Consider the following 21,947-nt stretch of genomic DNA (forward strand, 5'->3'; position numbering starts at 1 on the left):
CTCTTCTGCTTATCCATTTTTTAGCGAGCATAACGAATGGGTAGAAGCGCTGAATATCACTTGTATCCGATTGTTTTGTACGAAGTACGACTCGTATTACCTAGTTTGTAAGGTCTGGTTGAATGAATTTGCTCCGGCGACCCGCTGGTCATCATCGTGAGAATGAACGTTCAAGCAGACTGTGCAGCCACACGTCAAACCAAACGCTAATCCCTCTTATTTCAATTCACCTTCCCTGATAAACTTTGCGCCCTCGATTTTGCTCGCTGATCTGGACGCTTGATGCCCTCGTTGCCTCTTCGCCTGTCTCTGCTGCTGTTGGCCCTGGGCCTCGGCGGCTGTGATGATGCCCCGCGCTTCACCAAACCCGAGCCCGGCGAAGCCCGCTCAGGCGGTGCAACGACTGTGCGCAAAAACGATCAAAATGCGTTTTCCATGCCGTCCGCCAACCTTTCGCCTACACGGCGTCTGGATTTCAGCGTCGGCAACAGTTTTTTTCGCAGCCCTTGGGTCATCGCACCGTCCACCACCACCGCACGTGATGGTTTAGGCCCGCTGTTCAACACCAATGCCTGCCAAAATTGTCATATCAAGGATGGTCGCGGCCACCCGCCACTGCCTGATGCCAAAAACGCTGTGTCCATGCTGGTGCGCCTGTCGATACCTAACGATCCGGCTTACACCTCGCTGATCGAGAAAGCCGGGATCGTTCCCGAACCCGTGTATGGCGGCCAATTACAGGATATGGCCGTGCCCGGTGTTGCCCCCGAGGGCAAGGTGCGGGTTGATTACACAGCTGTGCCGGTGCGCTTTAAAGACGGCACCGAAGTGCAGTTACGCAAACCGACGCTGCAAATTACCCAACTGGGTTATGGCCCGATGCACCCCGACACACGCTTCTCAGCTCGCGTTGCGCCACCGATGATTGGCCTGGGCTTGTTGGAAGCCATCCCCAATGCAGCGATTCTGGCCAACGCCGACCAGCAGAAGAACAACCGCGAAGGTATCGCCGGTCGCCCCAACTGGGTGTGGGACGACACACAGCAAAAGACTGTTTTAGGTCGTTTTGGCTGGAAAGCCGGGCAACCCAATCTCAATCAACAAAATGTTCACGCCTTTTCTGGTGATATGGGACTAACCACCCACCTGAGACCTTTTGATGATTGCACCCCGGCACAGACGGACTGTCTTTCAGCACCTAACGGCAATGGCCCGCAGGGTGAGCCGGAAGTGAGCGAGAATATTTTGCGTCTTGTGGAGTTCTACACCCGCAACCTCGCGGTGCCCGCACGAAGGGACGTAGGATCACCAGACGTACTGGCCGGTAAAAATCTGTTTTATCAGGCCGGCTGCGCCTCATGCCATACACCGACGTTCACCACTTCGCCTGATGCCGCTGAACCCGAGTTGGCCAATCAGGTCATTCACCCGTACAGCGATTTGTTGTTGCACGACATGGGCCCCGGCCTTGCCGATAACCGCACCGAGTTCGCCGCCTCGGGCAGCGACTGGCGAACCCCGCCGCTGTGGGGGATCGGTTTGACCCAAACCGTCAGTGGCCATACTCAGTTTTTACACGATGGCCGTGCACGTAACCTGCTCGAAGCCGTCCTGTGGCACGGTGGAGAAGCCGAGCCGGCCAAGCAGCACGTTTTGCAATTCAATGCCGAGCAGCGTACTGCGTTGCTGGCGTTCCTGAACTCTCTTTAAACGCTTTACACGATCGGGGACCCCGACATGTTTCGACCCAAGCTGTTGTTCACCAGCCTTGCCGCTATCGCTTTGGCGGCCTGCTCGCCACAAGACCCGCAAGCCGTCACTTCGGCCGCTATCGCCAAGCAGGTGATTCTGCCTACGTACAGCCGATGGGTTGAAGCTGACCGCCAACTGGCCATCAGCGCGCTGGCGTATTGCGAGGGTAAAGAAACCCTGGAGACCGCTCGTGCCGACTTCCAGCACGCGCAAAAAGCCTGGGCCGAGCTGCAACCTTTGCTGATCGGGCCATTGGCCGAAGGCAATCGTTCGTGGCAAGTACAGTTCTGGCCGGACAAAAAGAATTTGGTCGGCCGTCAGGTTGAGCAACTGGTCATTGCCCAGCCGCAAATCGATGCTGACGCACTGGCCAAGTCCAGCGTTGTGGTACAAGGCCTGTCAGCCTACGAGTACATTCTGTTCGACAGCAATATCGACCTGGCTGACCCGGCACAAAAAGCCCGTTACTGCCCGCTGTTGACCGCTATTGGCGAACGTCAGAAACAACTGGCCGAAGAGATTCTGGCCAGCTGGAACAGCACGGATGGCATGCTGGCACAGATGACCAAGTTCCCGAACCAACGCTATGCAGACTCTCACGAAGCCATCGCTGATCTGTTGCGTGCCCAGGTGACCGCGCTCGACACCCTGAAAAAGAAACTCGGCACGCCAATGGGCCGCCAGAGCAAGGGCATTGCTCAACCGTTGCAAGCAGAGGCATGGCGCAGCCAGTCCTCCCTGCAAAGCTTGGCCGCCAGCCTCTCAGCCGCGCAGACCGTATGGGTCGGCGTGGATAACAAGGGCTTGCGTGGTTTGTTACCTTCAGATCAAAAGCCACTGGCCGACAAGATCGACGCAGCCTATGCCGCATCGCTCAAACTGTTCAACGACAACCAGCGCTCATTGAGCGAGCTGCTGGCCGATGAGGCCGGCCGTGCTCAACTGAACACCATTTACGACAGCCTGAACGTCGTCCACCGCCTGCATGAAGGCGAGCTGGCCAAAGCGCTGGGCATACAACTGGGCTTTAACGCCAACGACGGCGATTGATGAAGAGGGTTCGATGATGCGCAGGCAAGCACTCAAGCTCGGCGATCTACTGCTGAGCGCTGTCACCTTGGGTGGCTGGTCGCTGTTTCGGCAAAAAGGCCAAGGCCCGCTGTTGCTCAGCGCCCGTGACGATGTAGACGGCAATCACTTTGCCGTCGGGTATCGTCTGGATGGCACCCGAGTCTTCAGCACTCAGGTCGGCCAGCGTTGCCATGACATCATTAACCACCCGACCCTGCCTGTCGCATTGTTTGTGGCCCGGCGCCCTGGCACCGAAAGCTACCTGATCAGCCTGACTGACGGGCAACTGTTGCAAACACTGACCTCACTGCCCAATCGTCATTTTTACGGTCACGCGGTGATCCACAAAGATGGCGAGTGGCTCTACGCCACGGAAAACGACACCACAGATCCGGGCCGCGGCTTGCTCGGGGTTTATCGCTTTGAAGGCGAACGCCTGACCCATAGCGGCGAAATTCCGACTCACGGCGTTGGCCCGCATCAAGTGTCGTGGATGCCCGACGGCGAAACACTGGTGGTCGCCAATGGCGGCATTCGCACTGAGGCCGAAAGCCGCGTTGAGATGAATCTGAACGCGATGGAGCCCAGCCTGGTGCTGATGCAACGCGATGGCACCCTGCTGAGCAAAGAAACGCTGAGTCAACAAATGAACAGCGTGCGCCACTTGGGCATCGCCAATGACGGCACCATCGTGGCGTGTCAGCAATTTATGGGGGACGCTCAGACGTTATCGCAATTATTGGCAATTAAACGGCCGGGCATGGCGTTTGAGCCGTTTCCAGTGAAGGAAGAGCAACTGCGGGCCATGGGTCACTACACGGCCAGTGTGGCGGTGCACAGTGAATTACGGTTAGTCGCATTGACGGCGCCGCGCGGTAATCGCTTTTTTGTCTGGGACCTGGACAACGGCGATTTACGTCTCGATGCCCCTCTGCCCGACTGCGCGGGGGTAGCGGCGGTAAGAGATGGTTTTGTCGTCACATCCGGCCAAGGACGTTGCCGCTTCTATGATTGCCGCCAAAAATTGCTGACCGCCAAGCCGTTGGAGTTGCCGTCAGGCTTGTGGGACAACCACTTGCATGTAATGTAGGGCGTTGTCATTGCTGGCGAAGACGACCGAGAAAGCGTCATCGCCAGCAACGATAATGCGGCGGCTACCCCTGCCCCTTCAAGCCCTGGGCCATTCCAAACATAAACAACAGCAGGTCATGATCAGGCTGTGCCGCTTCGGCAGGTTTAATGACTCGCGGCAAGGGGCAATTGGCACTATTAGGCCCGCTAATCACCTGCATCACCGGCTGCTCCCATGCGGCCATCGCCACGGAGGCAACAGCAAGAGCCACCAGCAAAAACAAACCTCGTGCTATTTCTCTCTTCATCACCGTAAACCTTTGATGGCGCTACCAAACACCTTTTCATAAAAGTAGTTCAGTTTTTTCCATTCATCGGCATTCCACGACGAATGGCGCCGTAGCTGTTTAAGATCGTGCAGTGCTGCCTTATGCGCGGTCAGTCGTTGACGGCATTTCTCAAGGTCGAGCAGGGCCACATCAACAACTGCGCTCTCCCCCGTACCCGTGACGCGAACAAAGATGTGTTTGGCGTATAAACAGCTGTGTTGCCAGCGCCCCAGATGCATGCGTGCCAGATTGTGGGCGATGCTTTCAAGGACTCGATCATGGACCGCTTCGCCATGACGCTCACGCTCACCGGCTGCGTACCAGTTATCGACTTCGACAAAACCCTCCAGCGCAGCGGTCACTAACAGGGCACGCCACTGTTTGTCTGCACCTTGCCGGGCTGCGCAGTAAACCAATTCAGGAACACCCACGGACAATTTTGTCAGGGCCTGCAACGCATCCCGCTCACGCAAGACCGTCGGGCGCCCCAGCGGATAGCGCCAGCTGCGGTAGGTATGCCCGACCTGACGTTTGACATACAGCAACCGCCCACCTTCTTCATATATTCGCTGCACGCCGCTCTCACCGCCGCGACGCTGGTTCGGCTCCTCGACCCACTCGCCTTGCTGCTGCCAATAAAATTCAAAGCGATCTTCGGTCGCAGCGTCGGATGGCGATACTGAATCAGCGGTCATTTATTACCTCTTGCGCAATATGTAAACCCGCCACATGGCGTAGAGCGGGATAAAATCAAAATGGTTCTGAACTGTAAACCCGGCCTTCTTAAACTCGGACTCAACCGTATCGGCTGGTAACACAAAGCGATTTTGGTAACCCTCGGCCCCGCTATCGAACTGGCGAAGTCGCTCTAGACGTTTGCGTTTCCAGGCTTTGAAGTTACCGTCCACCCACAAAGAAATGATTACGCTGTCTCGGCTGACCCTATGAAACTCCCGTAGCAGAGCCATGCGATGGCTTGAATCGCCAATATGATGGAGCAAGCGCATAGAGAAAATGCTGTCGACCGAATTGTCAGGCAGATCAATATCAAATGCAGATGTCTGCAAACGTCGTACCCGTTTCACCACTTCGCCAGGTTGTGCCAGCGATGCGACGTCCAGCATGGCTGCCGAATAGTCGGCACCGATGATTTCACGGTTGGTTTTTTCAGCCAATAACGGCCAAAAACGGCCTGCCCCACAGGGTAAATCCAGCACCAGACCCGGCTCACCGGCCAATTCCAAGGCTTTGCGAGCCAATTGCTCATCACGCTTATGCGAAAGGCGACGCGCTAACCCGTCCTGATGTTTAACCAAGTATTCGCTTGCGTGTTGCGGGTCATACTTTTCAGAAAATTTAAGTTTGATTGTTGAGTTCACAATGACTCTCCTGAAGCGTGTAGCCTCAACTTTAATCAGGAGAACGTGCGTAACAGGTCATTACAAAGTGAAAATTATGTGCCCTGACCCAGCAAACGTTGCAGGGTTTTACAGAGCCTAAATACTGGCTATGGGCCAGTTAATGAACCAGTCATAGGTCTTCAGGGTTTAATTCAACATGGAAGCGGCAACCATTAGGCTCCATGGTCGTCAGCGTCACGCGCCACCCTTGGCTGTCACAGATTCGTTGCACCAGCGAGAGCCCCAGACCCAACCCTTCGCCCCGCTTTTCGCTGCCTCGAACAAAGGGCTGAAACATAGCCTGGCGTTTCTCTTCAGGGATCCCCACTCCGCTGTCTTCCACCACAAAGCCGGTGGGCTCCAGGCTTAAGCGGATAAAGCCGGTGTCGGTGTAATGCAAGGCATTGCGCAGCAGATTGCCCATCACCGCATGCAAGAAAGTGGCGTTATAGCGGGTGTCCAATGGGTTACCCGGGTCATAAATGAGCTTGAGGCCTTTGGCCTCAATGGGGCCACGCCACAAACTGATCAACCCTTCGGCCACGGTGGTAAGGGTGACCGTCGGCGACATGCTCGCGTCTTCATGTTGCGCGCGCGCCAGCATCAGGAAGGTTTGAACCAGTTCGCGCATTTCTTCACAGGCACGTGATATTCGCTCGACCTGAGCGCGGCTGCGTTGATCCAGCGACGGACTTTCAAGCAGTAGCTCACAAGAGCTGGCCAGTACCATCAAGGGCGTACGCAGTTCATGACTGACATCACTGGTAAACAACCGCTCACGGGTGAGGGTGTCACGCAAGCGGCCTAATGTGGCATCGAAGGCCACCGCCAATTCGCCCACTTCATCGGCCGCGTAGTCTGGTGCCAAAGGGGGGGCCAAGCCGAGCAACTGATCGCGGTGACGCACCTGCCGCGCCAACCGCACTACCGGCGCCATCACCCGGCGCGCCAGTACCCAACCGAGGAAGACCGCCAGCGCCAACGCCAGCACGAAGCCGACCACAACCACGGCAAACAGCACACGTTCACGCTCTTCAAAATCACTTTGATCTTGCAGCAAGACGTAGCGGCGCCCATCGACGACTTCAACCATCGCGTGATACGACAGTTGATCACGAAAGACCTCATGAAACCCCGGATCGAGATGCCGCAGGTCTTTAGGCAAAGCAAAATCACCGCGCCCGCCGCTGTAATAAAACAGTTGATCGGGCTCAGGACGATGGTTCCAGTCGGCGACGTTATCCATCAGCAGCAAACGCTGAAGGTCACCGCCCAAGCCAGCAGAAATGAGTTTCTCTTCGACCAGGTGAACCGTGGCAACAATGCCCATAGCGAAGGTGCCTGCCACTAAAGCGCTCATCAACGCAAAGGCGATAATGATCCGCTGAGCAAGGCTTTGCTTAAACTCCATCACGGCTCTCGGCGAGGCGATAACCCACACCATGAACAGTTTGCAGCAATGGTTTTTCGAACGGTTTGTCGATCACTTGGCGCAATTGGTGAACATGACTGCGCAGGCTGTCGCTGTCCGGGCAGTCATCACCCCACAAGGCTTCTTCAAGTACCTCGCGGCGTAATACATGAGGGCTTTTCTGCATCAGTACGGCAAGTAATTTAAGCCCGACGGGGTTGAGTTTGAGCAGACGCCCTTCGCGGGTGACTTCAAGGGTGTCGAGGTCGTATTTCAAATCACCCACTTGCAACTCCCGTCGGCCACCGCCTTGGGCACGACGCAACACTGCTTCGATTCGCGCAGCCAGTTCTGACAGCGCGAAAGGTTTGAGCAGGTAGTCGTCGGCACCGGACTTGAAGCCTTGCAAACGGTCATCCAGTTGATCGCGAGCCGTCAACATGATCACCGGAGTGTCGCGACGCGCATCTTCGCGCAGGCGTTTGCACAGGGTATAGCCGTCGATACCAGGCAACATGATGTCGAGCACGATCAGGTCGTAATGCTCGGTTGCCGCCAGATGCAAGCCTGACAAGCCGTCCTGCGCACAGTCCACGGTATAACCTTTAAGCCCCAAGTAGTCGGCTAGATTGGCGAGGATATCGCGGTTGTCTTCAACCAATAGAATTCGCATGGGCACTTCTCCGTACGCAGTTACCGCCATGTTGGCTCGCGCAGCTTAAGTCCTGTCACTGCACAGAGCCAGCGCTCTGGGGCATTTATATGGTTTAGTTATTTGCCGGGCGCATATGACATTTTTTTTACTAACGGTTCACATACCCCCTACAGTAGCGACCGCACACTTGCGCACCCCCAGGGTTTAAGGAAAAACACTCATGCGTCTGCTGTACTCCGCGCCTATGCGCTATCTACTGTTATTGACGGGCTGCTGGCTTGCGACCTTTTTAATCACCCGAGGGGTGTTGCTGGCCACTCACCTTGGCGAGGCCGGCAATCACTGGCTGCCTGTATTTGGCATTGGCTTGCTCTACGACCTTGGTTTTCTGGCCTATGCCGCCGTGCCACTGGGACTGTATCTACTGCTGTGCCCGCCTGGGCTGTGGCGTCGTCGCGGCCATCAGTGGTTCCTGCAAGGCCTGCTGACCGTCAGTCTGTTTGCCATGCTGTTCACAGCAGTGGCGGAATGGCTGTTCTGGGATGAGTTCGGCGTGCGCTTCAATTTTATCGCCGTGGACTATTTGGTTTACTCCGATGAAGTGCTGAATAACGTCATGGAGTCCTACCCGATTGGCATGTTGCTAAGCGCCATTGGCGTCGTAGCCATTCTTCTAAGCATCGCGTTGCGCAAACCATTCAACGCCGCGATCAATGCACCGCTACCGACCGTTCGCGGACGTGCCGCCACCTTGGCCGGCTTGCTACTGGTGGCCGGGCTGAGCCTGCAACTGCTTGATCAGGATACCCCGCGCGGCCAGGGCGGCAACGCCTATCAGCATGAGCTGGCCAGCAACGGCCCGTACCAATTCTTCGCAGCCTTCCGTAACAACGAACTCGATTATCAGCAGTTCTACACCAGCCTGCCCACGGCGGTGGTGGCCAAGCAGTTGCGCAGCGAGCTGGCTGAGCCCAATGCGACGTTTGTCGGCACGGACCCGCTGGATATCCGCCGCACTATTGATAACCCCGGCGCTGCGCGCCAACCCAACATCGTGCTGGTCACCATAGAGAGCCTGAGTGCGAAATATTTGGGCAGCAATGGCGATGGTCGCAACCTGACCCCTCACCTCGATCAGTTGCGTAAAGAGAGTCTGTATTTCAATAACTTCTATGCCACCGGCACCCGTACGGATCGTGGGCTGGAAGCGATTACTCTGGCCATTCCACCCACACCGGGGCGCTCAATCGTCAAGCGTATCGGTCGTGAAAGTGGCTTTGCCAGCCTTGGGCAACAGTTGAATGCGGTCGGGTATGACAGTGTATTTGTGTACGGGGGGCGTGGTTACTTCGACAACATGAACGCGTTCTTTAGTGGGAATGGCTATCGCGTCGTCGACCAAAGCAGCGTGAATGAAGCCGACATCCACTTCAAAAACGCGTGGGGCATGGCGGACGAAGACCTGTACCGTGAAACCCTGAAACTGGCCGATGCCGACTACGCTCAGCAAAAGCCGTTTTTGCTGCAATTGATGACCACATCAAACCATCGTCCTTATACCTATCCAGAAGGCCGAATCGACATCAAGTCGGGTAATGGTCGCGATGGGGCAGTGAAATACACCGACTACGCCATCGGCCAATTCCTCGAGAATGCGCGGAAAAAACCGTGGTTTGACAACACCATCTTTATCTTCGTGGCTGATCACACGGCGGGTAGTGCGGGCAAAGAAGACTTGCCGATCAGCAACTACCAAATCCCGTTGTTTATTTATGCGCCAAAGCTGATTGAAGCGCGCGAAAACGCGCAACTGGCGAGCCAGATCGACCTTGCACCCACCCTGCTCGGCTTGTTGAACATGGATTACCAGTCGACGTTCTTTGGTCGTAACGTGTTGCAGGACAACCCGCTGGCACCGCGTGTGGTGGTGGGCAACTATCAGCACCTTGGACTGTTCGACGGCAAGAACCTGGCGATATTGAGCCCGCGCCAGGGGCTACGTCGCCACGATGAAGCGCTGACGGCCAGTGTTGAATCGCGCGTACCGGCGACCGATCCGCTGGTAGAGCGGGCGATTACCTACTATCAGGCCGCGAGCTATGGCTATAAGCAGCAGTTGCTGAGCTGGAAGCCGGAGCACAAGTCGCCAGTGCAGGTCACAGAGCGCTGATTGAGCCGCAACCCTCACCCCAACCCTCTCCCAAAGGGAGAGGGAGCTGATTTGCGGTAGAACTCAGGTTTGAGCATCTCCCAGATCAGTCACTCTCTCTCCAAAGGGAGAGGGAGCTGATTTGCGGTGGAACACAGGTTTGAGCATCACCTCGATCAGTCCCCTCTCCCTCTGGGAGAGGGAGCTGTCTTGCGGTGGAACATAGGTTTGAGCATCACCTCGATCAGTCCCCTCTCCCTCTGGGAGAGGGAGCTGATTTGCGGTGGAACATAGGTTTGAGCATCACCTCGATCAGTCCCCTCTCCCTCTGGGAGAGGGAGCTGATTTGCGGTGGAACACAGGTTTGAGCATCACCTCGATCAGTCCCCTCTCCCTCTGGGAGAGGGAGCTGATTTGCGGTGGAACACAGGTTTGAGCATCACCTCGATCAGTCCCCTCTCCCTCTGGGAGAGGGCTAGGGTGAGGGGCTTTTAACCATACATAACCCACAAAAAAGCCCCGCCTGATTACTCAGGCGGGGCTTTTGCGTATCGGGGTAAAGCTGGCTTACATCATGCCGCCCATACCACCCATACCGCCCATGTCTGGCATACCGCCGCCAGCTGGTTTGTCTTCCTGGATCTCAGCGATCATCGCCTCAGTGGTGATCATCAGGCTGGCAATCGACGAAGCCGCTTGCAGAGCCGAACGAGTCACTTTAGCCGGGTCAAGAATACCCATTTCAATCATGTCGCCGTATTCGCCAGTGGCTGCGTTGTAACCGTAGTTACCCGAACCCTGCTTCACTTTGTCGACAACTACGCTTGGCTCGTCACCGGAGTTGGCAACGATCTGGCGCAGAGGTGCTTCAACAGCACGACGCAGCAGAGCAATACCTACGTTCTGATCAGCGTTGTCGCCTTTCAGTTCGGAGATGGCTTGCAGAGCGCGAACCAGTGCCACGCCACCGCCAGGTACCACGCCTTCTTCAACGGCTGCACGGGTAGCGTGCAGGGCGTCTTCAACGCGGGCTTTCTTCTCTTTCATTTCTACTTCAGAACCAGCGCCAACCTTGATCACTGCAACGCCGCCGGACAGTTTGGCCAGACGCTCTTGCAGTTTTTCACGGTCGTAGTCGGAAGTGGTATCAGCCACTTGAGCACGGATCTGAGTAACGCGAGCCTGAATGTCAGCCTCAACGCCAGCACCATCAATGATGGTGGTGTTTTCTTTGGTCACGGTAACGCGTTTGGCATTACCCAGGTGTTCCAGGGTAGCGCTTTCCAGGCTCAGACCGATCTCTTCCGAGATAACAGTACCGCCTGTCAGAACAGCGATGTCCTGCAGCATTGCTTTACGACGATCACCAAAGCCAGGTGCTTTTACAGCAACTACTTTAACGATACCGCGCATGTTGTTCACAACCAGAGTTGCCAAGGCTTCGCCTTCAACATCTTCGCTGACGATCAACAGTGGACGGCCGGCTTTGGCAACGGCTTCCAGTACTGGCAGCAGTTCGCGGATGTTCGAGATTTTTTTGTCAACCAGCAGGATCAGCGGGCCATCAAGCTCGGCTGTCATGGTGTCTGGCTTGTTGACGAAGTACGGGGACAGGTAACCACGGTCAAACTGCATGCCTTCAACAACAGACAGTTCGTTTTCCAGGCCCGAGCCTTCTTCAACAGTGATCACGCCTTCTTTGCCGACTTTTTCCATAGCTTCGGCAATGATGTCGCCGATGGAGCTGTCGGAGTTTGCAGAGATGGTGCCTACCTGAGCGATTGCCTTGCTGTCAGCGCATGGCTTGGCCAGTTGACGCAGCTCTTTGACAATAGCGATGGTCGCTTTGTCGATACCGCGCTTCAGGTCCATCGGGTTCATGCCGGCAGCGACGGCTTTCAGGCCTTCGTTGACGATCGACTGAGCCAGAACGGTCGCAGTAGTAGTACCGTCACCTGCGTCATCGTTGGCACGGGAGGCAACGTCTTTAACCAGCTGCGCGCCCATGTTTTCGAAACGATCTTTCAGCTCGATTTCTTTGGCTACAGAAACGCCGTCCTTGGTGATGGTCGGAGCGCCGAAGCTTTTCTCGATGATCACGTTACGGCCTTTAGGGCCCAGGGTCGCTTTTACTGCGTCAGCCAGGACGTTTACACCGGCCAACATTTTTTTACGGGCGGAGTCGCCGAATTTAACTTCTTTAGCAGCCATGTTCGTTCTTCCTTAAATACTTTGTAGTAACGGGAAAAGGAGCGGGAAATCAGCCTTCAATTACAGCGAGAATCTCGTTCTCAGCCATAACCAACAGGTCTTCGCCGTCGACTTTCACAGTGTTGCTGCCGGAGTAAGGGCCGAACACAACCTTGTCACCCACTTTAACGGCCAGTGCACGCACTTCACCGTTATCCAGAACGCGACCCGAACCAACGGCGATCACTTCACCGCTGTTAGCTTTTTCAGCAGCAGAACCCGGCAGAACGATACCGCCAGCGGTTTTCTTTTCTTCTTCGCTGCGACGGATTACGACGCGGTCATGCAGAGGACGAAGCTTCATTGTCGATCTCTCCTAATTGAGGTGTTCATCGGCCGATGTCAATACCGGCTGGGTTTACAAGTCCGGAAATGCCGGGTGCCATTCGCTTATAGAGAATCGCTGTAAGCAGCGAAACCCTGCGGTGTCCGTTACATAAGGGCGTATCAACTGATTACAAGAGCGCGCCTGTTAATATTTTTTAAAACGTAGCGCCTGCTGAAAGCAAACACGGCACCCTAGGGTGCCGTGTTGTTAATGTCCAAGCCTTACTTGTCGCGGTGTTCGAACTCACCTTCGATCACGTTGGGCTCACGGCTCAACGGCTTGTGGGTACCCGGACGAATGACCGGGTCGAACTCATCGGCAAATGCCCGCTGACGAAGTGCCTGCTCTTCGGCGCGCTTGCGCAGGCGATAGACCAGAAAACGACGCACTGGCGGGAACAGCAACAGCAGACCAGCCACATCACTGATAAAACCTGGCAGTACCAGCAGGCCGCCACCCAAGGCGAGCATCAGGCCTTCGAGCATTTGCTGGGCCGGCAGCTCACCACGATTCAAACTTTCTCGGGCCTTCAGTGCAGTCGCCAATCCGGCAACGCGAACGACCAAAATACCCAGCATGGAGCCAGCAATGATCAGCAACAACGCAGGGAAAAACCCGATAGCGGTGCTGACCTTGAAAAAGACGTACAGCTCTAGCACGGGAAACAACAGAAAGAGCAATAGAAAAGCGCGCATCAAATGATTCCTCTCCGGAAGAATATCTTCCAACCCAGTTTAAATGATGGCGCGCCTCTCTGAATTCAAGGCTAGGCCGTCTGTTTTTTTGGCCACTCACTGGCGCGCGCCAATAAAACCAAGGCTTCCCGCACCTGTGTCGAATTGTTGCAAGGCTCGGGAAAGCCCAACCAGTACAACGCCTCACCTATACGCAAATGCATCCCTTCGCTGTCGATACCGACCATGCGAGCGGGCGCCGTTTTCGGCAGCCCCGCCAGCTCAACATAGTGTTCAATGGCATTGGCATGGTCGCTGTTCATATGCTCGATCATGCGCGCTTCTGCCTGGCCGGCAAATGGATTGGACAGTGTGATGTTATCCAGCCAGTGAATGGCGCCAAAACCACCGATATAACGGTGGCGAACCGGGTTAAGCACCCAAAAATCGAAATTGTGCGCCGTGTCATAGCTACGCGCTTCAGGGAAGTAACGGTAGTAACGCTCAGCGGCAGCCTCAATAGCTACAGTGTCGGTCAATTGTTCGGCTTCAGCCAGGTACGTCAATCGGCCTACAGCCTGTACGTCCTCAGCTCCGCGCTCCCCCATCATTAACGAACACTTTGGGTCTTTGCGCAAATTGTGGGTGTGCTGAGCAATACGGCTGATCAATATCAGCGGTCGTCCTTGCTCATCCAGACAATAAGGTACAACCGACCCAAACGGAAAACCCGGCATGGCTTTGGAGAGCGTAGACAAGGCTCCCCGGTATTCCTTGAGCAGTAATTCTCGTGCATGCTTGGTCGCTTCAACGCTCAACTTATGACTCCTTATAAAAAAAATCCGTCTAAAACGGACGAGTTCAGGGCTAGCCGTCAACCCGCACTCAGGGCTATGTCTGATAGGCGAACCGCGCAGGCGGCGCAGATCGATAGCCTATAAGGTCTTACTTCTGAATGGCTGCTGAGGGTTCCCATGCAATTAAACGATAAAGTAATCATTATCACTGGCGGCTGCCAAGGGCTAGGTCGTGCCATGGCCGAATATCTGGCGGCCAAAGGCGCAAAACTGGCGTTGATTGACCTCAACCCCGAAAAGCTTGAATTGGCGGTTGCTGCTTGCCAGGCACAGGGTGTCGAGGCGCGCGCTTACCTGTGCAACGTCGCGGACGAAGACCAAGTGACGCAGACCATCGGGCAAGTGGCAGAAGATTTCGGCGCGATCCATGGCCTGATCAACAATGCGGGCATTTTACGTGATGGCCTGCTGCTCAAGGTCAAAGATGGCGTGATGACCAAGATGAGCCTGGCCCAATGGCAGGCAGTCATCGACGTCAACCTGACGGGTGTGTTCCTGTGCACTCGCGAGGTGGCCGCGAAAATGGTCGAACTGAACAATCAGGGCGCAATTATCAATATTTCGTCGATCTCGCGCGCCGGTAATGTCGGCCAGACTAACTACTCTGCCGCCAAGGCGGGTGTAGCCGCTGCCACCGTGACGTGGGCTAAAGAGCTGTCGCGCTACGGAATTCGCGTCGCCGGCATTGCACCCGGTTTTATTGAGACCGAAATGACGTTGGGCATGAAGCCCGAAGCGCTGGAAAAGATGACTGCGGGCATACCGCTCAAGCGTATGGGTAAAGTAGAGGAAATTGCCCACTCAGCAGCTTATATTTTCGAAAACGACTACTACAGCGGGCGTATTCTCGAGCTCGATGGCGGGTTGCGGATTTAATCTCAGCTCTACCCCTCAGCGTTGTTCAGACAACACTGAGGGGTACACCATCACCACATCACGCCAAACCCTGCGGTATATCGGGTTTTATTCAGCGCGTTATCTGAACCGCTGCCACTGCCGATCAGGTCTTTTTCAGCCTTGAGATTCAACGAGGCCCACTCGGTGACTTTGTAGCGCAAGCCAATCTCTGCATCCAGGCTGTAATCCGACGCCCCTTCAAGCGGCTTGCCCAATTCACCATTGGTGAAGATCGAAACTGTTTTACCCAACAGATAACGGTTGTAATCCCACTTCATGGCTATCGAGTAGAAGTTGTCTTTCTTGCCATCAGAGTATTCATAATCGGTGCGATTAAGCAGCCCGCCGAGCGAGAACGCACCTAATTCATCATCCCAAAACTGGTAGCCCGGGCCGGTACCCACGGTGCGTTGACGGGCAATATCTTCAACCTTGTCCCGTGTATAGCCAAGCCGCCCCTGCCAATACCACTTATCGTCAATGAAGTGATCCAAGGCGTATTCGGCGCTCCAGTTATCCGTGGTCACCACATCATTCTGGAACTCCCGGTTGTACTCACCTTCGGCGTGGTGACGCCAGGCGCCATGGCGGGCCGTCGTTTTGAAGTCGATATCGTAATCATCGGTGTCTTTATCGGCGCGTTTGTAGTCCAGCGCGACATCCACATTACCTTTCCATACCAGATCTTCGATCACCGGCTTGGGCTTGATGATCTGCTCGATACTGGCAAGATCGACGGTTTTAGGCGCTTCGCCGTTGACCAGGGTGACTTTGCCATCTTCGGCGGCTTTGAGCGACTTGGCTTTTTCGCCCGTGTAAGCATCCTGTTTGACCAACAACTCCTGATCGCTTTCCAGCGTCTTTACTTGCTTCCAGTCAATCGGGATAGCACCCGCGTAGTCGGTTTGAACCAACAACTTGCCGCCATCAAACACTTTGATTTTACCGGTAAGACGGTCACCGTTTTTTAACCAGACAGTATCGGCGAGCAAAGGCGTGGACACATTCAAGACAGCTAGGCATAACAGGGTTCTGGACAACATAAACAAATGCGAAACTCAGGTTTGCGAAAGAATGTCGGCATTATCCGTATAGGCATGCCTCAGGCAATAAAGACTGACTGATTCTCGTGTAGTTCATTTCTTGGTCCAATTGACAAAAACGCATTCACCCTCCACGAGCGTCATGAAACATGAAGAATTTGCCATGAGCACTGCCCTCGATTCACCACCAAGTCCGGCTGATATTCGCCGCACAGCGTTGTACTCGACCCTGATGCAAGTGCCCGAAGGCTATGTGGTGACGTATGGTCAACTCGCCGAACTGGCAGGCTTGGGGCGCGCCGCACGCTGGGTGGGACGCACACTCAGCCAGTTGCCTGAAGGGTCGCGTCTGCCCTGGCACCGAGTAGTTGCCGCCGGAGGACGTATCAGCTTGCCCGCAGGTAGCCCGTCCGGCGACGAACAACGTGCGCGATTGCGCAGTGAAGGGGTGAACGTTTCAAACAGTCGTGTGGATTTACGTCGCCATGGGTGGCGCCCGATAGAGCACTGCGGTTAGAGTGCGCCCTTTGTTTCCGTAATCAGAGGCAGACTCGAGTCCATGCCCCGTAAAACCTGGCGCGAAGCGCTAGCTGCCTATTCCAGCCCCTCAACCCTTGTGCTGTTACTGCTCGGCTTTGCCGCCGGTTTGCCGTACATGTTGGTGTTTTCAACACTCTCCGTTTGGTTGCGTGAAGCCGGTGTGGCCCGCGAAACTATCGGCTATGCGAGCCTGATCGGTCTGGCCTACGCCTTTAAATGGGTGTGGTCGCCGCTGCTCGACCAATGGCGCTTGCCGCTACTGGGTAAACTCGGACGGCGCCGCTCCTGGCTGGTACTCGCGCAAACGCTAGTGATCCTCGGCCTTATTGGCATGGGTTTCTGCGACCCGCAAAAGCATTTGTCATGGCTTATAGCCATTGCCGTTATCGTGTCGTTTGCCTCTGCAACGCAGGACATTGCCGTTGACGCCTACCGACTGGAGATTGCCGACGACAGCCGTCAGGCTGCCCTTGCTGCCAGTTACATGTCTGGTTATCGCGTTGCCGCCTTGCTGGCCACTGCCGGTGCATTGTTTTTTGCCGAAGGCTTCGGGTCTACAGGCTTCGACTATAAGCACTCCGCATGGACTGGCACCTATGTGCTGTTTGGTTTGTTGATGGTTCCGGCGTTGTTGACCACGTTTTTCATGCGCGAACCGCCGGTCCCATTGCGCACTCAGCTGTCTGCCGGGCGCTACAGTTTTGCCCACCAACTGGCCTCGGTTTTCGTATTGATCGTACTGCTGGTGTCCGTGCCTGCCATGTTCACCCAGTTGTACAACACCGACTTCGCCAGCGTGCTTTTCGAGGGCGTGAGCCCGGTAAATCTGGTGCTTGAGGACCGTGCTTTTTTAAGGGCCATCCTCTACACACTGCTCACCGTTCTATGCCTGTCTTCAATGGGGCGCCGCGGCCTGGCCCCCGTTCTGACACCGGTTAACGACTTTATCTTGCGTTACCGCTGGCAAGCCCTGCTGCTGCTCGGTCTGATCGCCACTTACCGCATGTCTGATACGGTCATGGGCGTGATGGCCAACGTGTTTTACATCGACCAAGGCTTTACCAAGGATCAAATTGCCGGTGTCAGCAAGATTTTCGGCTTGATCATGACGCTTGTTGGGGCGGGTATGGGGGGGCTGCTCATCGTTCGTTTCGGCATCCTGCCGATTCTGTTGATCGGCGGCGCAGCCTCGGCGGGCACCAACCTGCTATTTATGCTGCTGGCTGACATGGGGCCCAATCTGCAAATGCTGATTGTCACCATCTCACTCGACAACTTTAGCTCGGGCCTCGCGACATCTGCCTTTGTGGCGTACTTGTCCAGCCTGACCAACCTGAAGTTTTCGGCCACCCAATATGCACTGCTCAGCTCAATCATGCTGCTGTTGCCGCGTCTGATGGGGGGGTACTCAGGCGTTCTGGTCGAGAAATTCGGTTACCACAACTTTTTCATCATCACCGCCGTCATGGGCGTGCCGACCTTGCTACTGATCAGCCTGCACTGGTTTCAGGAAAGCCGCCGGGCCCGCCTGAACCCGCCAGTCAATCTCGAAAAAACCCCGTAAAAATCGGGGAGAGCCTCTCTCCCCGCCCCGCCCTGTACGCAGACACCTCTCGCCCGTACAATGCCAAGCTATTTCCAGTCATCAGCAACGGCACCGGCTAACCATGCGCACCAGTCAATATTTGCTCGCCACACAGAAAGAAACGCCTTCCGACGCGGTCGTTATCAGCCACCAGCTGATGCTGCGCGCCGGCATGATTCGTAAACTTGCTTCCGGCCTGTACACCTGGCTGCCCATGGGCTTGCGCATCATGCGCAAGGTCGAAGCCATTGTTCGCGAAGAAATGAACGCTGCTGGCGCTCTGGAAGTGCTGATGCCGAGCATTCAACCGGCTGAATTGTGGCAAGAGTCCGGCCGCTGGGAAGAATACGGCCCCGAGCTGTTGCGCCTCAAAGATCGCCACGGTCGTGAGTTCTGCGTAGGGCCGACCCACGAAGAAGTCATCACCGACCTGTGCCGCAACGAGTTGAACAGCTACAAACAGCTGCCTATCAACCTGTACCAGATCCAGACCAAATTCCGTGATGAGATCCGCCCTCGCTTCGGCTTGATGCGCGGTCGCGAATTCATCATGAAGGATGCCTATTCGTTTCATACCGACGAGGCTTCGCTGCAAATCACTTATGACCGCATGCACCAGGCATACTGCAATATTTTCTCCCGCCTGGGCCTTAACTTCCGCCCGGTAGAAGCTGACAACGGCTCCATCGGTGGCGCTGGCTCCCATGAATTCCACGTATTGGCCGAGTCCGGCGAAGACGACATCGCCTTCAGCAATGCTTCGGATTACGCCGCCAACATCGAAAAAGCCGAAGCGGTACCACGCGAAACTTCACGCGCTGCGGCGACTGAAGAGCTGCGCCTGATCGACACGCCTGATGCCAAAACCATCGTGCAATTGGTAGAAGGCTACAACCTGCCAATCGAAAAAACGGTCAAGACCCTGATCGTTCACGCGGCCGAAGAAGGCAAGTTGATCGCACTGGTGATCCGTGGCGATCACGAACTCAACGAAATCAAGGCCGGTAACCATCCTTTGGTGGCTAGCCCGCTGACCATGGCTTCCGATGCCGAACTGCGCGACGCGATCGGCGCCGGCGCTGGCTCTTTGGGCCCGCTGAACCTGCCGCTGCCGTGCATTATCGACCGTTCGGTCGAGCTGATGAGCGACTTTGGCGTTGGCGCCAACATCGACGACAAACACTACTTCGGCGTGAACTGGGAACGTGACCTGCCTGTTCCGACTGTTGCCGACTTGCGTAACGTGGTGGCTGGCGACCCAAGCCCGGACGGTAAAGGCACGCTGGAAATCAAGCGCGGTATTGAAGTCGGTCACATCTTCCAGCTGGGCACCAAATACAGCGAAGCGATGAAGTGTCAGGTACTGGGCGAGAACGGCAAACCCGTCACACTGGCAATGGGCTGCTATGGCATAGGCGTATCCCGCGTGGTCGCTGCTGCCATCGAGCAGAACAACGACGAGCGCGGCATTATCTGGAGCGACGCACTGGCTCCGTTCCAAGTGGCACTGGTGCCACTGCGCTATGAAACAGAAGCCGTTCGTGAAGCCACTGACGCCCTGTATGCCCAACTGACCGCTGCCGGTTTTGAAGTGCTGCTGGACGACCGCGACAAGAAAACAAGCCCAGGCATCAAGTTCGCCGACATGGAGCTGATCGGTATCCCGCACCGGATCGTCGTCAGCGACCGCGGCTTGGCCGAAGGCAACCTGGAATACAAGAGCCGCACCGAAGCAGAGCCGCAAGCACTGCCCGTTGCTGACGTGCTGGCCTTCCTTCAGGCGCGTATCCGTCGCTGAATCCAGATAGAGACACCATGTTCAATCGACACACCTTGACCCTCGGGGGCGCCGCCATGTGCGGCGCCCTGCTGCTGAGCGGCTGCGCCAACCACATGTCGCAACGCAGCGAGCACGAGGAGCGCATTGAGCGCAAACTCCTCGCCCATAACTTGCAGATCGATGTCGGCTCGCCATCAGTGCTGGAGCTGCCGCAACGCCGTGTGCGCATCAATGAGCAAAAGACCTTTGAGGTCACTGAGTTCGATGTCACGCGCCATTACGACAGGTACACACCCTATCAACCCTGGCGCGAGGTCTATGAGATTCCGCTGGGTGCAGTAGCGATCGTCGCCGGCGTGGGCGCCAATGTGCTTAACGTCTTTATGTTCGGGCAATTACCGGACAGCGTGACGAAAGACTGGATCAGTTACGGTTTTGCCGGCATTAACCCGGCCATGAACGTTCAGTCCCATGGCCGTGCCGAACAAAATCTGGCGGGAATTGACGATATTCAACGCGACAAGCGGCTCGAGAACTCAAGCTTGCCTTGGGCTGAACGGCCGGTCATGGTCAAGGCTGGCTCGCAAAGCCACGAAATGACGACGGACCGTAACGGCGTGCTTCGCCTCAACTTGCTGGACAGCCCTTTTGCCGAGCAGGATTTGAACCGCATCCGCACCCTGACGATTGCGGTTGAAGATGCGCAGGACGAAACACACTCCGATTCCACACTGTCGATCAGCCACACGCTGCGTACAAAACTGCTCGAAGCGCACAACCTGATTTATGACGACCTGGAGGGCGACGACGTCAACCAATGGGTTCACCGGGTCAAGCGCCTCTCAGAATTGGGGCTGGAAGAAGAAGCCAGCGAACTGGAGCAAAGCCTGATCGAACTCACACGCAACGACCCCGAGTTACAACGTGAGTTCTTGCAGTCACTGACCCAGAAAGCCGGTCGATTGGTGGCAGACCCCGGCGTCAGCTAACGCCCGAACAGCTCCAACTGTTCATGGCCACCGCTCAAATCGTGTAACCGCACGCCAAGCCCCAACAACCGGACGGGCTTGGCACCGCGGGCAAACGCCTGACTTAACAACCCCTCGTAACTCTCAAGATCGCGACCGGCACCCGACTGCTCAAGCGTGGTCTGAGTAAAATCGTGGAACTTCACTTTGACGAATGGCTTGCCGGGACGGTAACTGCTACCGATGCGGTCAATCCGTCGATTCAGGGTTTCAAGCAACTCCGGTACTTTTTTAAGGCACGTCGCCAGATCGGGCAAATCCGTGTCGTAGGTGTTCTCCACACTTACGGATTGCCTGCGACTATCACTTTGCACCTGACGCTCATCTATCCCGCGCGCCAACCCCCACAAACGCTCACCGAAACTGCCGAATTCCCGCACCAGCGCCAATTTGTTCCAATCGCGAAGATCAAGACAGGTTTCAATGCCCAAACGCGCCAGCTTGTCAGCTGTGACCTTGCCTACGCCGTGCAGCTTGTTAACAGCCAACGCCGATACGAAGTCGTCCACCTGATCCGGGGTAATAACAAACAAGCCATTGGGCTTTTTCCAGTCGCTGGCAATCTTGGCGAGGAATTTGTTTGGCGCCACCCCCGCCGACACGGTGATATGAAGCTGGTTGGAAACCCGACGCCGGATGTCTTGGGCAATCCGCGTCGCACTCCCAGCGAAGTGCGAGCTATCCGATACATCCAGATAAGCCTCATCAAGGGACAGCGGCTCAATCAGCTCAGTGTAATCACGCAAAATGCCATGAATCTCTTTGGAGGCTTCTTTATAGGCCTCCATTCGACCGCTCACGATCACCAAGTCAGGGCATAGTTTGAGCGCATGACGGGACGCCATGGCCGAACGTACACCGTAAGCCCGCGCTTCATAGTTGCACGTTGAGATCACGCCCCGCCGGTCAGCCGAGCCACCCACCGCCATTGGCTTGTTCGCCAGGCTCGGGTCATCACGCATCTCAATTGCGGCATAGAAACAGTCACAGTCAACGTGGATGATTTTGCGCTGCGTCATGTAGGGCGGTGTTCTTAGAAGGAAAGGCAATGCAGATCGCCAGTATGTCACCGGCAACTGTATATAGCACCAGTAGTCTTATTTCTGCCCGACGAGCGTAGGAAATTT

At 55.8% G+C, this 21,947-nt stretch carries 20 protein-coding genes; 9 read left to right on the forward strand and 11 right to left on the reverse strand.

Translation table 11 applies throughout. The features are described from left to right. Positions 1 to 282 precede the first annotated feature (282 nt). The 3 genes from FJD38_RS04010 to FJD38_RS04020 are packed head-to-tail and all read left to right on the forward strand — an operon-like array spanning position 283 to position 3,913. Positions 283 to 1,710, forward strand: a complete 1,428-nt coding sequence (locus tag FJD38_RS04010; RefSeq protein WP_146384021.1) for a di-heme oxidoreductase family protein — start codon at positions 283 to 285, stop codon at positions 1,708 to 1,710. 27 nt (positions 1,711 to 1,737) lie between these two features. Continuing rightward, positions 1,738 to 2,802 (forward strand): imelysin family protein, encoded by a 1,065-nt coding sequence (locus FJD38_RS04015; protein ID WP_146384023.1) that lies wholly within the window; start codon positions 1,738 to 1,740, stop codon positions 2,800 to 2,802. Between the two features lie 13 nt (positions 2,803 to 2,815). Next, entirely contained in the window at positions 2,816 to 3,913 is a 1,098-nt protein-coding gene (locus FJD38_RS04020) for a DUF1513 domain-containing protein (protein ID WP_146384025.1), read from the forward strand. 64 nt (positions 3,914 to 3,977) lie between these two features. Here the strand turns inward: FJD38_RS04020 and FJD38_RS04025 are convergent, their stop codons facing one another. From FJD38_RS04025 to colR, 5 genes are all read right to left on the reverse strand, one after another. Next, positions 3,978 to 4,202: a hypothetical protein gene (locus tag FJD38_RS04025; RefSeq protein ID WP_122784679.1), complete on the reverse strand. Its 225-nt coding sequence runs from the start codon at positions 4,200 to 4,202 to the stop codon at positions 3,978 to 3,980. Further along, positions 4,202 to 4,918 carry a lipopolysaccharide kinase InaA family protein gene (locus tag FJD38_RS04030; protein WP_122784680.1) on the reverse strand — a complete coding sequence of 239 codons (717 nt, stop codon included), beginning with the start codon at positions 4,916 to 4,918 and terminating at the stop codon, positions 4,202 to 4,204. Before FJD38_RS04030 ends, FJD38_RS04025 begins: the two co-directional genes overlap by 1 nt. A gap of 3 nt (positions 4,919 to 4,921) precedes the next feature. Beyond that, on the reverse strand, positions 4,922 to 5,602 hold the full coding sequence (locus FJD38_RS04035; protein ID WP_146384027.1) for a class I SAM-dependent methyltransferase: 681 nt from the start codon (positions 5,600 to 5,602) through the stop codon (positions 4,922 to 4,924). Positions 5,603 to 5,753: 151 nt separating this feature from the next. Beyond that, on the reverse strand, positions 5,754 to 7,034 hold the full coding sequence (locus tag FJD38_RS04040) for a sensor histidine kinase (protein ID WP_122784682.1): 1,281 nt from the start codon (positions 7,032 to 7,034) through the stop codon (positions 5,754 to 5,756). Beyond that, positions 7,024 to 7,707: a two-component system response regulator ColR gene (gene colR, locus FJD38_RS04045; RefSeq protein ID WP_146384029.1), complete on the reverse strand. Its 684-nt coding sequence runs from the start codon at positions 7,705 to 7,707 to the stop codon at positions 7,024 to 7,026. Before colR ends, FJD38_RS04040 begins: the two co-directional genes overlap by 11 nt. Positions 7,708 to 7,909: 202 nt before the next feature. Here colR and FJD38_RS04050 point away from each other — a divergent pair, with 202 nt between their 5' ends. Then, entirely contained in the window at positions 7,910 to 9,859 is a 1,950-nt protein-coding gene (locus tag FJD38_RS04050) for an LTA synthase family protein (RefSeq protein ID WP_146384031.1), read from the forward strand. Positions 9,860 to 10,405: 546 nt separating this feature from the next. Here the strand turns inward: FJD38_RS04050 and groL are convergent. From groL to FJD38_RS04070, 4 genes are all read right to left on the reverse strand, one after another. After that, complete coding sequence (gene groL / locus FJD38_RS04055) at positions 10,406 to 12,049, reverse strand: chaperonin GroEL (RefSeq protein WP_122784684.1); 1,644 nt, start codon at positions 12,047 to 12,049, stop codon at positions 10,406 to 10,408. A gap of 49 nt (positions 12,050 to 12,098) precedes the next feature. Then, entirely contained in the window at positions 12,099 to 12,392 is a 294-nt protein-coding gene (locus FJD38_RS04060; RefSeq protein WP_122784685.1) for a co-chaperone GroES, read from the reverse strand. Positions 12,393 to 12,637: 245 nt separating this feature from the next. Then, positions 12,638 to 13,111 carry an FxsA family protein gene (locus FJD38_RS04065; RefSeq protein ID WP_146384033.1) on the reverse strand — a complete coding sequence of 158 codons (474 nt, stop codon included), beginning with the start codon at positions 13,109 to 13,111 and terminating at the stop codon, positions 12,638 to 12,640. 71 nt (positions 13,112 to 13,182) lie between these two features. Then, a complete protein-coding gene (locus FJD38_RS04070; RefSeq protein ID WP_146384035.1) occupies positions 13,183 to 13,908 on the reverse strand; it encodes a HugZ family pyridoxamine 5'-phosphate oxidase in 726 nt (241 codons plus the stop codon). A 156-nt stretch (positions 13,909 to 14,064) separates the two neighbouring features. Here FJD38_RS04070 and FJD38_RS04075 point away from each other — a divergent pair, with 156 nt between their 5' ends. Further along, positions 14,065 to 14,823 (forward strand): SDR family oxidoreductase, encoded by a 759-nt coding sequence (locus FJD38_RS04075; protein WP_146384037.1) that lies wholly within the window; start codon positions 14,065 to 14,067, stop codon positions 14,821 to 14,823. Positions 14,824 to 14,873: 50 nt separating this feature from the next. On the opposite strand, the gene FJD38_RS04080 is transcribed toward FJD38_RS04075, so the two are convergent. After that, complete coding sequence (locus FJD38_RS04080) at positions 14,874 to 15,887, reverse strand: DUF481 domain-containing protein (protein WP_122784689.1); 1,014 nt, start codon at positions 15,885 to 15,887, stop codon at positions 14,874 to 14,876. Positions 15,888 to 16,050: 163 nt separating this feature from the next. On the opposite strand from FJD38_RS04080, the gene FJD38_RS04085 reads away from it, so the two are divergent. The 4 genes from FJD38_RS04085 to FJD38_RS04100 all read left to right on the forward strand — a co-directional run bounded on the left by FJD38_RS04085 (position 16,051) and on the right by FJD38_RS04100 (position 20,781). Next, positions 16,051 to 16,404 carry an MGMT family protein gene (locus FJD38_RS04085; RefSeq protein ID WP_122784893.1) on the forward strand — a complete coding sequence of 118 codons (354 nt, stop codon included), beginning with the start codon at positions 16,051 to 16,053 and terminating at the stop codon, positions 16,402 to 16,404. A 42-nt stretch (positions 16,405 to 16,446) separates the two neighbouring features. Continuing rightward, a complete protein-coding gene (locus tag FJD38_RS04090) occupies positions 16,447 to 17,991 on the forward strand; it encodes an AmpG family muropeptide MFS transporter (protein ID WP_122784690.1) in 1,545 nt (514 codons plus the stop codon). A gap of 103 nt (positions 17,992 to 18,094) precedes the next feature. Further along, positions 18,095 to 19,810: a proline--tRNA ligase gene (locus FJD38_RS04095; protein ID WP_146384039.1), complete on the forward strand. Its 1,716-nt coding sequence runs from the start codon at positions 18,095 to 18,097 to the stop codon at positions 19,808 to 19,810. A gap of 17 nt (positions 19,811 to 19,827) precedes the next feature. Continuing rightward, the gene (locus tag FJD38_RS04100; protein WP_122784692.1) at positions 19,828 to 20,781 is read left to right on the forward strand and encodes a hypothetical protein; all 954 of its coding nucleotides are present in this window, start codon (positions 19,828 to 19,830) and stop codon (positions 20,779 to 20,781) included. Here the strand turns inward: FJD38_RS04100 and dinB are convergent. Next, positions 20,778 to 21,839: a DNA polymerase IV gene (dinB, locus tag FJD38_RS04105; RefSeq protein WP_122784693.1), complete on the reverse strand. Its 1,062-nt coding sequence runs from the start codon at positions 21,837 to 21,839 to the stop codon at positions 20,778 to 20,780. The genes FJD38_RS04100 and dinB overlap by 4 nt on opposite strands. Positions 21,840 to 21,947 lie beyond the last annotated feature (108 nt).

It is taken from the genome of Pseudomonas saxonica, assembly GCF_007858365.1.
In the GTDB taxonomy this organism is placed as follows: domain Bacteria; phylum Pseudomonadota; class Gammaproteobacteria; order Pseudomonadales; family Pseudomonadaceae; genus Aquipseudomonas; species Aquipseudomonas saxonica.